14 protein-coding genes are annotated in these 13,805 nt (G+C 38.5%); 9 read left to right on the top strand and 5 right to left on the bottom strand.

The window, feature by feature from the left end:
- Positions 1 to 41 precede the first annotated feature (41 nt).
- The 8 genes from HMPREF9331_RS07895 to HMPREF9331_RS07860 all read left to right on the top strand — a co-directional run bounded on the left by HMPREF9331_RS07895 (position 42) and on the right by HMPREF9331_RS07860 (position 7,513).
- Positions 42 to 293 (top strand): hypothetical protein, encoded by a 252-nt coding sequence (locus HMPREF9331_RS07895; protein ID WP_016420445.1) that lies wholly within the window; start codon positions 42 to 44, stop codon positions 291 to 293.
- An 83-nt stretch (positions 294 to 376) separates the two neighbouring features.
- Complete coding sequence (locus HMPREF9331_RS07890; RefSeq protein WP_016420444.1) at positions 377 to 1,417, top strand: IS630 family transposase; 1,041 nt, start codon at positions 377 to 379, stop codon at positions 1,415 to 1,417.
- A gap of 119 nt (positions 1,418 to 1,536) precedes the next feature.
- Complete coding sequence (locus HMPREF9331_RS07885; RefSeq protein ID WP_009642050.1) at positions 1,537 to 1,776, top strand: FeoA family protein; 240 nt, start codon at positions 1,537 to 1,539, stop codon at positions 1,774 to 1,776.
- Positions 1,773 to 3,944 carry a ferrous iron transport protein B gene (gene feoB, locus HMPREF9331_RS07880; RefSeq protein ID WP_009642048.1) on the top strand — a complete coding sequence of 724 codons (2,172 nt, stop codon included), beginning with the start codon at positions 1,773 to 1,775 and terminating at the stop codon, positions 3,942 to 3,944. The genes HMPREF9331_RS07885 and feoB overlap by 4 nt, the downstream gene beginning before the upstream one ends.
- A gap of 156 nt (positions 3,945 to 4,100) precedes the next feature.
- Positions 4,101 to 5,009, top strand: a complete 909-nt coding sequence (locus HMPREF9331_RS07875) for an IS256 family transposase, variant Zn-binding type (RefSeq protein WP_428829138.1) — start codon at positions 4,101 to 4,103, stop codon at positions 5,007 to 5,009.
- Between the two features lie 287 nt (positions 5,010 to 5,296).
- Positions 5,297 to 6,271: a hypothetical protein gene (locus tag HMPREF9331_RS07870; RefSeq protein ID WP_009641121.1), complete on the top strand. Its 975-nt coding sequence runs from the start codon at positions 5,297 to 5,299 to the stop codon at positions 6,269 to 6,271.
- A gap of 29 nt (positions 6,272 to 6,300) precedes the next feature.
- Positions 6,301 to 7,104 (top strand): hypothetical protein, encoded by an 804-nt coding sequence (locus tag HMPREF9331_RS07865; protein WP_016420443.1) that lies wholly within the window; start codon positions 6,301 to 6,303, stop codon positions 7,102 to 7,104.
- Positions 7,105 to 7,111: 7 nt separating this feature from the next.
- Positions 7,112 to 7,513, top strand: a complete 402-nt coding sequence (locus HMPREF9331_RS07860) for a DUF4279 domain-containing protein (protein ID WP_016420442.1) — start codon at positions 7,112 to 7,114, stop codon at positions 7,511 to 7,513.
- A 70-nt stretch (positions 7,514 to 7,583) separates the two neighbouring features.
- On the opposite strand, the gene HMPREF9331_RS07855 is transcribed toward HMPREF9331_RS07860, so the two are convergent.
- The 5 genes from HMPREF9331_RS07855 to HMPREF9331_RS07830 all read right to left on the bottom strand — a co-directional run bounded on the left by HMPREF9331_RS07855 (position 7,584) and on the right by HMPREF9331_RS07830 (position 10,875).
- Entirely contained in the window at positions 7,584 to 8,438 is an 855-nt protein-coding gene (locus HMPREF9331_RS07855) for a DUF2911 domain-containing protein (RefSeq protein WP_016420441.1), read from the bottom strand.
- Positions 8,439 to 8,580: 142 nt separating this feature from the next.
- Positions 8,581 to 8,907 (bottom strand): DMT family transporter, encoded by a 327-nt coding sequence (locus HMPREF9331_RS07850; RefSeq protein ID WP_016420440.1) that lies wholly within the window; start codon positions 8,905 to 8,907, stop codon positions 8,581 to 8,583.
- A gap of 253 nt (positions 8,908 to 9,160) precedes the next feature.
- Positions 9,161 to 9,388: an Imm74 family immunity protein gene (locus tag HMPREF9331_RS07840; protein ID WP_009641153.1), complete on the bottom strand. Its 228-nt coding sequence runs from the start codon at positions 9,386 to 9,388 to the stop codon at positions 9,161 to 9,163.
- A gap of 168 nt (positions 9,389 to 9,556) precedes the next feature.
- On the bottom strand, positions 9,557 to 9,781 hold the full coding sequence (locus tag HMPREF9331_RS07835; protein ID WP_016420439.1) for a hypothetical protein: 225 nt from the start codon (positions 9,779 to 9,781) through the stop codon (positions 9,557 to 9,559).
- Positions 9,782 to 9,786: 5 nt separating this feature from the next.
- Positions 9,787 to 10,875, bottom strand: a complete 1,089-nt coding sequence (locus HMPREF9331_RS07830; RefSeq protein ID WP_016420438.1) for a YARHG domain-containing protein — start codon at positions 10,873 to 10,875, stop codon at positions 9,787 to 9,789.
- A gap of 505 nt (positions 10,876 to 11,380) precedes the next feature.
- Between HMPREF9331_RS07830 and HMPREF9331_RS07825 the strand changes: the two genes are divergently transcribed.
- Positions 11,381 to 13,663: a TonB-dependent receptor gene (locus HMPREF9331_RS07825; protein WP_016420437.1), complete on the top strand. Its 2,283-nt coding sequence runs from the start codon at positions 11,381 to 11,383 to the stop codon at positions 13,661 to 13,663.
- The last annotated feature ends 142 nt before the right edge of the window (positions 13,664 to 13,805 follow it).

Below are 13,805 nucleotides of genomic sequence, written 5' to 3'. Positions count from 1 at the left end.
TGACAAAGAAGAATAAACCATATTTGTTAAAAACCAGAATTATGAAAGAACCCATTAGTTTAGATACCGCCTTACAGATTGTAGGCTCCTTAAAAGTAAGGGCTATTAAGGAAAAATCAGCCCTGACTGATTTTATGGAGAAAGAGGCTCTTGAGCAAAAAATTCAGATGTACCTAAAAGAAGAAAAAATGCTATATGGTACTGATGATATGGCACGCCTTTCTGTAATGGATAAAATAGTACATTATTATAGCCCTTTAATAAAGAAAATGAATGAAGTTGAAGGAAATTGAAGCTATTTATCTTCTTAAAAGAGATATAGTCAAACAAATTTAGATTGCGAATAAATAAAAGATTTGTTATTTTTGTACCATCTATGGAACTAACATTATCACCAACAGAAATAGAGGAACTTAGAAAGCTCCAACGCAACTTGCAAGGTCGCTCGGATTATGCCCGAGTTACCTGTATTTTGATGCTTTCTATGGGCAATACTCCTATTTTTGTTGCTGATTGCTTGGGTATAGATATTTCTACTGTTTATCGTTATCGTTCCTTATATCTTGAAGGAGGACTAGATAAACTCCTTGAGAATCGTTATAGAGGTTATCAAGGTCTGCTTAATATTTTTCAAATAGAATCCTTAAAACAAGAGTTACGAACACATCTTTATACAGATGCAAAACAAGTATCTCAATGGGTTAAAGACACTTTTGAAGTTACCTATACTCCACAAGGAATGGCTGATTTACTTAACAGAATTGGTTTTTCCTACAAGAAAACAACCGAAGTACCTTGTGAGGCGGATCCTTTAAAACAAAAACTATTTGCTGAAGCACTCTCTAAAATTCTTCAAGAAAAGGAAGAAGGGGATGTGGTGTATTTTGCCGATGGTGTTCATCCTACGCACAACAGCCGTTCCACTTATGCTTGGATAGAGAAAGGTAAAGAGTTTCAACAACCAACAGTTAGTGGGCGTGATAGAGTGAATATCAATGGTTTACTTAATGCTTATGATGTTACAGATGTAATAGCTCTTGATTGTGAATGCGTTAATGCAGAATCAACAAAAGAACTTTACGAATTAGCTCTTAAAAAGCATCCAAACGCTAAAAATATTTATATTATATCCGATAATGCTCTCTATTATCACAATAAAGAGCTTCAAAACAGGGTAGAAGATAATAGAATCAAGCAAATCTTCTTGCCTCCATACTCTCCGAACCTCAATTTAATAGAGCGCTTGTGGAAATTCTTACGAAAAAAAGTAATCAATACGGGTTTCTATCGGAACAAGACAGAATTCCGAGATGCTATAAGGAATTTCTTTGATAATATATATACTTATAAAAAGGAGTTAGAGTCACTTCTAACTCTCAATTTCCGTTTGATAAATTCGCAAACCATTTCTTTTTGACTATAAAACCCAACCTTATTACATTTTTTAGATTTTGGTAAATTATTTTGTTGTTACAATATAAAATTGTAATTTTGCTCGTCTAAAAATATATTTTATATTATATAAATAATATACTTATGTTACTTACTTTAGCTTCTCTAAAAACAGGACAAGTCGCTATTATTGAAGGATTTACCCCTGAATGTCGACAAGAGGTACGACAACGCTTGTTGGACTTAGGCTTTGTACGTGGTTCCAAAATATTTGTGGAGAATATAAGCCCTTTGGCTGACCCCGTAGCATATAATATTCATAATACCCAAATTGCCCTCCGCAAAGAGGATGCCCTTTGTATATTAATTAGCTTATCCCTATGAAAAATACTTGTGATACTTGTGCCCTAAACCCTTCAGCTTCCCTAAAACCCTTAGGAGAGGAGACAGGAACTTTTGATTATACTATTGCTTTGGCTGGTAATCCTAATACTGGGAAGAGTACTGTGTTCAATGCTCTTACCGGTCTGCGCCAACACACGGGCAATTGGCCGGGAAAAACAGTTACCCGTGCTGAGGGAAGTTTTCTATTCCATGACTTACGTTACAAAATAATTGATCTCCCTGGCACATATTCGCTACTTTCTACCTCTGAAGATGAGGAAGTAGCACGGGATTTTATTCTCTTTGGTAAGCCTGATGTAACCGTGATAGTGGTAGATGCAAGTCGCTTAGAGCGAAACCTAAGTCTTACCCTTCAAATATTAGAAATTACAGATAAAGCAGTGCTTTGCCTAAACCTAATGGATGAGGCTTCCCGACATCATATTAGCATAGATACACGTACTCTTTCACGGGATCTGGGTATTCCTGTAGTAGCTACCAGCGCCCGTACCAGAGAAGGTATTGATGATTTACTTCTTGCCATTGAGGAGGTAGTAAGTGGTAAGTTCCAAACTAAGAAAAAAACATTTATAGAACTCCCTAAACAGCACATTGAAGCTATTGCACAATTAGAGCAAATACTTAACAAACTGAACCCTACACTCCCTAATACACATTGGTTAGCTATGCGCCTTATTGAAGGTGACCAAAGTATAAAAAAAGGAATAGCCGAAGGTTCTTTTTCGGAAAAAAACAATCCTGAAGAACAAAAGCATCTACTACACATCGCTCAGAAGTACCATCAACTATTAGGCGACAACTACCGTAATGATTTAGTAGAAGCTATTTATGCACAAGCCTCTGCCCTGACAAATGCTTCAGTGAGTACAGACCTCTCTGCTCGCTCTTTCCGCATAGATCGTGCCATTGATAGGATAGTAACTCATAAGTTTTGGGGATTTCCTATTATGTTCCTTCTATTGGCTATAGTATTATGGATTACTATTACAGGTGCTAACTACCCATCAGAACTACTTTCCGATTTTTTTGTAGGTTGGTTATATCCTCTGCTGAAGAGTGGCGCTGAGACTTTGCATTTTCCATGGTGGCTTAGCGGTTTCCTTATTGATGGCATCTATCTGGCTACTACTTGGGTTATTTCAGTGATGTTACCTCCTATGGCTATTTTCTTCCCTTTATTTACCCTTTTGGAGGATTTTGGCTACCTACCACGTGTAGCTTTCAACTTAGATAAGCTCTTTCGCCGGGCAGGAGCACATGGCAAGCAAGCCCTTACGATGAGTATGGGATTTGGCTGTAATGCTGCAGGAGTCGTGGCAACACGTATTATTAATAGTCCACGAGAGAAACTTATTGCTATTATTACTAATAATTTTTCTCTCTGTAATGGCAGATGGCCTACCCAAATACTCATTGCTACCCTGTTCATTGGAGCATTGGTACCCAAACAATGGTCCGGTACTGTATCCATGCTCGCTGTAATAGGAATTGCAATATTAGGAATTATCTTTTCATTTTTCACATCGTGGTTACTGAGCAGAACTTTGCTCAAAGGAGAGTCCTCTTTCTTTGTATTAGAACTCCCTCCTTATCGTCCTCCACGTTTCTTTCAAACTCTTTATACCTCTCTTATTGACCGTACCCTCATTGTACTGTGGCGTGCTATCGTATTTGCAGCTCCTGCAGGAGCCATAATATGGCTCATTTGTAATATACAAATAGGCAGTCAACCCATAGCCTTATGGCTTATACATGGCTTAGATCCTATAGGTATATTCATAGGACTTAACGGAGTGATTCTCTTGGCATACATAGTAGCCATTCCTGCCAATGAGATCGTTATCCCCACTATACTAATGCTTACCACAATGCTATTAGGTCAAGCTACCGCAGGCGAAGCAGGTGTACTGGTGGAGGCTAGCACCTCCGAAATAGACACCTTACTACATGCGGGGGGCTGGAGCCTATTAACTGCTATTAATCTGATGCTATTCAGCTTATTACACAACCCTTGTAGTACTACTATCTATACGATTTATAAGGAGACTAATAGTAAAAAATGGACGCTCATTGCTACCTTTTTACCTGTACTATATGGGGTATTGGTGTGTTTTTTACTAAGCAGAGTGTGGAAAATAGCCTTTTAAGAACTCGTTTTCCTTTTTTGATAAAAAAGTGGATATTTTTAGTGCTCTCATTAATAATATACTATTTTTTGGCTTAATGGACAAAAATGTTGCTCGAAAGTTCTTCAATCCCTTATTTTATCTACCTTTGCAGCTATTTGAAAAGATGAATAAAAAATTTGCTTTTACTGTGGCAGCAAAATAACTAAGAAAAATGGCACTAAAGAGGGTGTTCAACGATACAAGTGTTATGCCTGTGGAAAGACTTTTTTAGCCAAGAGGCAATTGAATATAGATGAAGATTTACTTTGGGAAGAGTATGTCAAAGGTAAACAGACTTATGCTCAATTAGCTGAAAAATATAGGTGTTCTATAAGAACAATCCAAAGAAAGTTAGATAATTATTCTGTCAAGAAACAGCTTAAAACAGCCCGAAAGGTGATCGTTCTGATGGATACAACTTATTGGGGAAGAGAGTTTGGCGTTATGCTTTTTAAAGATGCAATAACTAAAGAGAACCTTCTAAAGTACTATGTGAAAAATGAAACGAATGCTTTGTATATAAAAGGAATTCAAGAACTTATAAGCAAAGGTTTTGAAGTTATAGCAATTGTTTGCGATGGAAGAAAAGGACTATTACAGTCTTTTAATGATATTCCTGTTCAAATGTGTCAATTCCATCAAAAGGCAATTATTGTCAGATATTTAACCAAGAATCCTAAACTCCCTGCTGCGCAAGAACTAATAAAAGTAGTGAATTTATTGACTAATACAGACAAAGAATCATTTGAAGGAATTTTGGGATTATGGCATGAAAAATGGGGAGATTTTCTCAAAGAGAGAAGTATTAATCCATTGACAGGCAGAACACATTATACACATAAAAAGCTAAGAAGCGCCTATAGAAGTTTGAAAAACAACTTATCATGGCTCTTTACTTGGTATAATAAAATAGAACTAAATATTCCCAATACAACGAATGCAATAGATGGTCATTTTGCGGACTTAAAGAATAAACTAAGGAATCATAATGGTTTGTCTTTGGAAAGGAAAAAGAAATTTATTGATGGGTTTTTAAAGGCATAGGGCTGCCAAAATATTAAAAAAATAGGGAGCCTTATTACAAGCTCCCTCATATTAACATTTTGTATAGCATCTGTATTATCCCTGATAGGTTGCTCCCCAGCAGAGCCTATTTCCGTTTATACAGATAGGGCAAAGGTAAGGTAGTTTTTTGTATTATCCAAATACCTGTCTAAAAAAGAGCAACACTTTTGTCCATTAGAAGCTATATACCCAAAAAAAGCAACATTTTTGTCCATTATACCTTAAAATAGGTATTAGAAATTAGTAAATAGCATTATAACTCATCTATGAAATACTTTATCTCTTTTATTTTAACACTATTGCTTGCTGGCTGTAACCTTTTCCAAAAACAACAGTCGGCAGGGGAAAGTGTGGCGAGTTTCTGGAAAGATGAAGTGTTTGTGCCTGTGGAGAAGGAGTTGTATGTGATTAAAGATGTAACAACGAGATATGCTAGTTTGACAGACTCTATACCATCCCTTTTTTTCATAATGGGGGATAAGTTGGAGATTATAGCCGAAGGAAAGGAACTTTATAAAACGGAAAGAGGCTATGTGGAAAAAGAAGACATGGGAGATTGGGAAGCCCTGAAGTCCAAAATGACAGGGGAGGTACTTGTAGAGAGTATCTATGGAGATATTTCTGATACTATCTCTAAGTATCTGAATATAAATCAAGTCTCTTCTGAAGAATATCAAAAAGCCTTGAAAAATAAAGTAGATTTCCTTCAAAGAGATACACTTGCGATTGTAAAAAAGAAAGGCAAACTTACTTTTGTGTGCAAACAGAGGACGGTTTATCTAAAAGATGATATATCTGAACTTGCGGACAAGCATTTTGATATGATCTATACCTATTTAGGCAATATACCTGCTATTGATCAGTATGTGGTATTGGAAGATACTGAAAGATCATTGGCTTATATCTTGATAGATAAGACCACGGGGGAGAAAAGAAGATTTGAGAAGTTTCCCTTTCTCTCTGCTGATAAGAGGTATATCATCAATATAGGTAGGGACTACTATGATAGGGATAGGCTTATTTCTTTGTATCGTATAGAACATATAAAACCGCTGAAAATAGACACCTTAGTAGAAGGATATACAAAGAGTTGGGATGTCTATGATCTTGATAAAGAACCTATTTTCTTTAGTAAAAATGACTATTTGTATGCGCCTATGAACGTGGTGAGTAATTTCTTTGACGAGCATAATAACCCCAATAAACAACGAATGTATATCAAGATAGGAATTAAGAATTAGAAATCCGTAAACAGTATTATAACTAATCTATGAAATATTTTATCTCTCTTATTTTAATACTAAGTATTACCAGCTGTAACCTCTTTCAAAGGCAACAAAAGGTAGAAGAGGATATACTTGTAAAAGAACCAGAATGGCCACTTGTAGAAGATTTACTTGATATTACAGAAAAGAAGCTTTTGGAGGCTATCAACGATGGAAGAGGTGAAATATCAGATACTACTACTTTTGGTAAATTTTTTACGATAGAAAGGATACCTCGGCAGGTGTATCAGCAAGCACTCAAGCATCGTTATAATTTTCTCAAGAAAGATAGCTTGGCCATTAAGCAAGAATCAGGAGTAATGACCCTTCCTTGTAAAAAGCAAATAGTAACATTGGTAGATGAAGGGCCTACAGAAGATACACAAGTTACATTTTATCTCTATTTAGGTGAAATACCTGACTTAGAGCAATATGTAGTGTCGCGTGTTGTCTACAGAAGCAGGGAAGCTCTTTTTATAGATAAGCAAACAGGAGCAGAGGCGGAAATGGGGCGCAATCCTCTCCCCACACCTGATGGCAAGTATGTAGTGGATGTATATAGCGATTATTTTTCAATAATCCTAACGCTCTATAAAGTAGAAAAGAAGCGTTCTTTTACTTTTAAAAAACTGATTACTCTGGAGCCTCGTTATTGGCTACTTGATTATGATGAAAAAGAACCTGAGTTTTTTAGTAATGATGGGTATCTGTATATGCCTACTATATGCAGATACTTCTCGGAAGATATTGATAAGCGCACCTATGTTAGGATAGGAATCAAAAATCAGTCGTCAGTAGATAACCAATAACCAACAAATGAAACACAAATCAACCACTATTCGCCTTTCCTTTTGTATATATGGAGATTATTTTGAAGTGGATAAGGTTACAGATATAATAGGGCTTTCGCCTACTGAGACCGCTTATAAGGGAGACCAACTGAAATATCGTGTCAGTGAAGAGACTTTCTGGGAATATAACTTTGCTCCTCTTGAAACACTTCTTATAGAAGATAATTTGCAAGTGTTTGCTGCTCAGATAATACCTTGTTTGCCGGCGTTATCCTCTTTTATCAAAGCGTTTGCTCTTACCTCAAAATTACTTTTTTGTGTAGAAATGAGTCCTGAGGAGAGCTGCCCTGCTATAGTTTTTGATAACAAAATACTTGATATACTCCATAGGCTTAATGCTTGGATAGATATTGATATGTATAAATAGTGACTAATTACAAATGACAAGTGACTAATATCACGCTGAATATTAGTCACTTGTCATTAGTCACTTGTCACTATTTTCGTTTTTTCTTCCACTGGGAAATGGAGTCTTGATTCATTTTTACATAGTCCTCGTTGCCTTCTTTTTTGGCTTTTTGTAGGGAGGTTTCAGCGGCTTTGATAGCTTCTTTGGTTTTCCCTAATCGGGAGAGAATCACAGCTTGCGCGCGATACATATAGTAAGGAGCATCGGTTTGCATGCTCAGAGACTTGGTGATGAACTCATTGGCCTTGTTGAGGTCTCCGTTGGAGGTAAGCAGGTAGTTGGCTGCTTCGTAGTAATCACGAGCAGAGGAGTTAGGTGTGATTTTGTCGGCTATATTCTCCATGGACTGCTCTTGGGTTTGGGTGTGGAAAGGCAGTTCTACTAAAGTTTTATCCCAACGTACCGCTATTTTCCCATCGTTATAGTTGATAGGATTCAGCTCAATGGTAAGGTATTCTGTTTCCATGGAATAGGGGATAGGTTTAGCCTCGGCTTGTAGGGCGATTTGGTTTTCGTCCCATTGTTGAGGAACACCCCAGTTGTCATTTTTCTTATAGAAGTAGAAAGTCCATTTGTCGGCTTCAGGTTTGGTATAGAGGGCATATTTCCCCTTAGGGAGTACTTTGCCTGCGATAGATACGTCTTCACTGAAAGAGATAGTGGTGTTTTCATTGGCGCCTGTACGCCATACACGGCTGTATGGTACCAGTTCTCCGAAGATTTTTCTACCACGCTTAGCTGGGCGTGTGTAGCTTACTTCCACTTCGGTAAGTCCGACCATTTGTTCTATGCTACCCTTTACGCTGGGTTGGGGTAGCTTAATCTGTGCCATGGCTTCCGAAAAGAAGCATAGCATACTGGCGATAATAAATATCTTTCTCATTGGGATTGTTTTTTCAGGGAGGGTTTGCAGCAAAAAGTATGCCAAAGTCAGTGGTTAGTTGTCAGTGGTCAGAAGACAGAGGGCAGTAGTCAGAAGGCAGAGGACAGCGGTCAGAAACTGATTTCTGACAACTAACAACTGACTACTGACTAAAGGCTTTGAGTCCTACTACCGAGCCTATGAGGGTAGTGAGGAAGAAGAGGCGCCAGAAGGAAGCGGGTTCCTTGAAGACTAAAATTCCAACTAAGGCGGTACCCACGGCGCCTATACCTGTCCATACGGCATAGGCCGTGCCTAAGGGAAGGTGTTGGGAAACCTTCATCAGTAGGGACATACTGATAAAAGTGCAGAGCAAAAAGCCTCCGTACCATAGGTACATAGTGGTACCTTGTGTTTCTTTTCCTTTGCCAAGACAGAAAGTAAAAGCGACCTCGAAAAGGCCTGCTATGATAAGTAAAAGCCAATACATAATTTTGAGTTTTGAGTTTTTAATTTTGAGCTATGGGGGGCTATTTCATTCTTATGAGACATTCTTTTAATCTTTGTAGGAGATTTGGAGCTGCGATACAGTCGGCAATGCTTAGATTGTCTAAAGCAGGTACAGGCTTTGTGATGACAGAGGGGCTGCATAAAGACTTACAAACTGATTCCAAGCCGAATCGCCTGAATAATAGTTATCTAAATGATGGTTCATCTTTAAAAATTAAGAGTTGAGAAACAAACTATTCAATGATTACCTTTTGTCCTTTGCTCCAAAAATGTTCTATAATAGCCTGTAATATAGTCTCTTGTTCCACATAGGAAAGTGTATTATCTATGGAATTACGATAGATAATGTAACTATAGGTATTATCTTTTGTTAGTAAAAGACCCTCTCCTAAGATATTGTAATACTGACCTTTGTAAGATATGGTGATCTGTCCTCTTGTGATTTTTTCTATTTTGACCATTACATATTTTGATGAATTGTTTCCTAAACTAACGTGAGTTCAATATAACAAAATCTCCCACGGATTATAATAAGGCCTTTGGTCTTATCCCAGACTTATAACTCTCAATAAAGAGCCATAGGGACTGCTTATAATGGGCACGAGCTGCAAGAAACGGATTGTCCTATGTTATTTTAAACTATTTTTAGCTTCTTCTAATAGTTCGATAAAGGTATTGTATTCTACCTTATGGGTTATTATTTCCTCATTGCTTCGATTTATAGTAGGCGTTTCTACGAAAAAATTATGCTCCTCATCGTAGCTAACAAGCGCGATATATTTGCCATCAATGTAGATTTCAGCGACTAAATTGTCATAATTACCATCACTACTTATGAGTATTTCTTTCTTCATTGGTTTTATTTTAGGCTATTGATCAGCTCTTTTTCTTTTTGGCTAAGATGTTCTACTTCAGGGATATAGCTGGGGTTAGGCTGGTACCAATCTTGTTTGTTATAGAAGGCTTGTAGTGTCTTGTCCTTGAAGATATAGCCGCGGCGGGCAAAGGGGAGGTTGCGTAGGCGGCGCTTCTCTTCTTCTGTTTTGGGGTCTGTTTCGTATTTGAAATTGGGTAGGTCAATGGTGAAGGGGTAGTCAATAGGGAAGCCCGCATCCTGATGTACCCATAGTGCCCAATCACAGATATGCAGTTCGCCCTTGGGGGTAAAGTTTTTCTTTTGGAAAAGGAGTAATCCCTGCTGTACATAGAAGTTGGTAGTATTCAGATCAGTACCGTCTCCTGGTCCTTTGTGGGCTGTTTCGGTGATTTTGCCTACACCGCTGAGAAGCCATTCTCTGCCGCTTTTGAAAAAGGTGCGTTCTATGGAGGCGGTTTGGAAAGCACCCATGTCTATGATAAGGGTAAAGTCGTCTATGCGCTTGTTTGCCCAGCGGTTGGCAGCGGTGAGGATATAGTCAAAGTGGTAGTTGTAGGCGATGCCGCCAGAGATGTTGTATTTGTAGGTATGCTTGAGGATATTCACACCCTTTTTGAACTTGGCTTTGAAGTGATAGACATACCTGAAATCAATATAATTGCCGTCCTTATTACCGTTGAAAGTGTTGAGGTCTATGCTCTGTATCTTCCCGCCTTTGGCATAGAGGGAATCGGTTACGTAGGCGATTTGGTAGGAGAGGAAGGCATTGTTGAGATTTACTGTAAAATCAAACATATAAGGGTGATGTCCGTTCTTAGGGGCACCATCTACATCGCCGCTGGGGCTTTCGGCTTCGAAGCCTACGGTGATTTCCTTGTCCTCCTTGGGGTTGAAGAACTCGTAATAGACGGATACTTCTATGTATTTGTTCTGTATCTTTTTGAGATATAGAATTTCTTTCTGTACGGAAATATCCGTTTCCATGATAGGGACTAAGTGATTGCCCGAACCGAAGAAAGCCCCGTCATTGGCGTAAAGAGCTGTGCTTAATAAGAGTAAAAACCACTTCATAAGTTTTGAGTTTTGAGTTTTAAGTTTTGAGTTGGATAGGGACAAAGGTAAGGATAATTTGGTAAATAGTCAATTAATTTAAGTTTCGCAAGTCATTTTTAGATTATAATTAGACTTATAATTGATTAATAATCAATATATTACAAAGATAACCTCCCCCTTGCCCCCTCCGAGAGGGGGAATAAATTCGTTGAAAAAGATAAAAATTGTCTATAAATCTGGAAAATGCCCTTTCTATAACTCCTTGAGAATCATGAACTATCTCATTCCCCCTTTGGAGGGGGGTAGGGGGAGGTTTTGAATATCAATAAGTTACAGAACTTACGAAACTTAAATCAATTAACAATTGGCAATTGATTTGTATTAATAGCAGAGAACAAAAGACAAACAGCAGAGGTTTCAGGAGTTAGTATAATATTTAACTTAAAACAAATATAAATAATTATTTGGATTAAATATAAATGACTACTTTTGCGCCGTTTTTAGTTATATAAAAGTGTTCTTTATGAAAAAGAAAACACAAATGATGGGTAAGTGGCTACTGACAGCGATGATAGCACTTACAGTTCCTCAGGTGAATGCTGCTGACTTTGCAGCTTCCAATAGTACTATGGAACAGGAGAGAGAAATCCAAGTAGAAGGGCACGTAGTAGATGCCCATGGCGTACCACTACTTGGGGTGAATGTTCTTGTAAAAGGCTCCCAACGCGGGGTTGCCACTGATAAGGACGGCTACTACACTATCCGTGTAGATGAGAATGATGTCCTTATATTCAGATCCTTAGGCTATCACACTCAAGAGGTAGGGGTACAAGGGCGTACTTTGCTCAATGTACAAATGAAGGTCTCCCAAGAGGAACTCTCTGAAGTGACAGTAACCTCCACTGGAATTAAGCGACAAATCAAGGATTTTGCTGGTACGGTAAATGTGGTTTCGGCTGCACAGATCAAAGAATTGGCAATTCCTGCTGTAGGAGATGCCGTACGCTTTATGCCAGGGGTCAATTATATAGATGAAGATGGACGAGGCTTGCGTCCAGGAATAGGACTCAGAGGGATAGACCCTGCTCGTAATAGCAATACTTTGGTTGTCATTGATGGGAAAATTCCTATCGGCCAGAGCTATTCCGATATGGGAGGGTATTATATGATGCCTGTAGGAGCCATTGAAAGTGTAGAAGTGATTAAAGGCGCCTCTCCTGCGCTCTATGGAAGTGGTAGTATAGGCGGTGTGGTGAATATCATCACCAAGAAAGGTGCTGCTCAGCCTCATACAAATCTTAACTTACAATATGGTAACCATAATGCACTAAATATAGGGGTAGAAACCGTAGGTAATACCAATGAAGGTGCTATGAATTACTATGCTGGTTTTCATCGTCGTCAGGGAGATGGCTTTAGGAAATCACGTAGCTACTACGCTGTGAATGACTTTACAGGCAATGTTACCACTAAGATAGGGGAGAAGAACGAATGGCGCTTCTTCGTCAATGGCTTTACCGAATACTCAGATACCCCAGGAGGGCTTAGCCAAGCACAATGGGATGCTGACCCAGAACAATCGGTGAATCCGCATGATTTCTTTGAGGCGAGACGCTTTAGCACAGCTATCTCTTACAAACGCCTATTTGATGAGCAGAATTCGCTTACTACTTCTATTTATGGAAGTTATCTCAAGCGTGATTGGTGGCTTGACAACCGCAATGCAGACCCTGCTAAGCGCAAATTTACCTCTGCTTTGCGAGATATTCCTTCTTTGGGACTCTTCTCCGACTATGAACGTACCAATACACTCTTTGGTAAGGAGAACAAGCTCTTGGCAGGGATACGCCTACATACCGATATTACCCATGATATATCTGTGGCAGGTGATAAAATGGGCGTAAAAGAAGGGAAAACCACTGCCAATTCAGCCAATACCGTTGCTGTAGTGGAAGGTTATGTGTTTGATGAGTTCCATATCACTGATAAGTTCAATATCAATCCAGCAGTACGCTATACCTTTGTCAATTACGACAAAGAGGATTACTTCCGTAATCAGTGGGATAACACCAATGAAGATGCCTTTATCTACTCTTTAGGATTATTCTATAAATTCTCTGATGACTATCGTGCTTATTTGACCTATTCCAAGGGGTATAAGATGCCACAAATCCGTATTGCCTTTGAAACCAATGGTGATTTGGATGCAGAAACCTCTAACAACTATGAATTGGGCTTGCGTACTACTCCTACCGATTGGTTGGAAGTGGAATTGGCTGCTTATATCTTGGATTTCGATCACAAGATATTCCGTGAGGGAGGCTTGCTTAACAACGGAGGTAAAGCACTACACCAAGGAATAGAAATGAGTGGTGCCATCTATCCTATAGAAGGGTTGAAACTCTATGGAAGTGGTGCTATCCAGAAAGCAACTATAGAATATGGTATGTACAAGGGTAACCGTATACCTTATGCCCCTCGCTATACAGCTACTGCAGGAGCAAAATACCAAATGGATTGTGCAGGAGGTATCCTTACCCTCAACGGATATGGAAACTTTGTAAGTTCTCAGTTCTCGGATCAGAAAAACACCTTCGAAGGTTCTGCCAATGGTAATGTAGGGCTTATTCCTAAGTTCTTCTTGCTTAATGCTACAGCCAACTATAGTATCAAGCAATGGAATGTGAACCTCAATGCACTAAACCTACTCAACCGCAAGTACTTCACTACCCGCCACAGTGCTTGGGGAGGAATTATGCCTGCGGCTACTATCAGTATATTAGCTGGAGTGGGTTACCAGTTTTAATAGGCTAATTAGCTGATTTTTAATTTGCCAATGTGCTGATTTGTCAATTAGCATATTGGCAAATTTGTTTGTTATAAAAAAATTCTTTTTTATTTTGGTAGTATCAAAAATATTTTCTAACTTTGCGCTTTAATTACGAATA

The organism is Capnocytophaga granulosa ATCC 51502 (genome assembly GCF_000411115.1).
In the GTDB taxonomy this organism is placed as follows: Bacteria; Bacteroidota; Bacteroidia; order Flavobacteriales; family Flavobacteriaceae; genus Capnocytophaga; species Capnocytophaga granulosa.
This window is presented reverse-complemented; position numbering and strand designations above follow the sequence as displayed.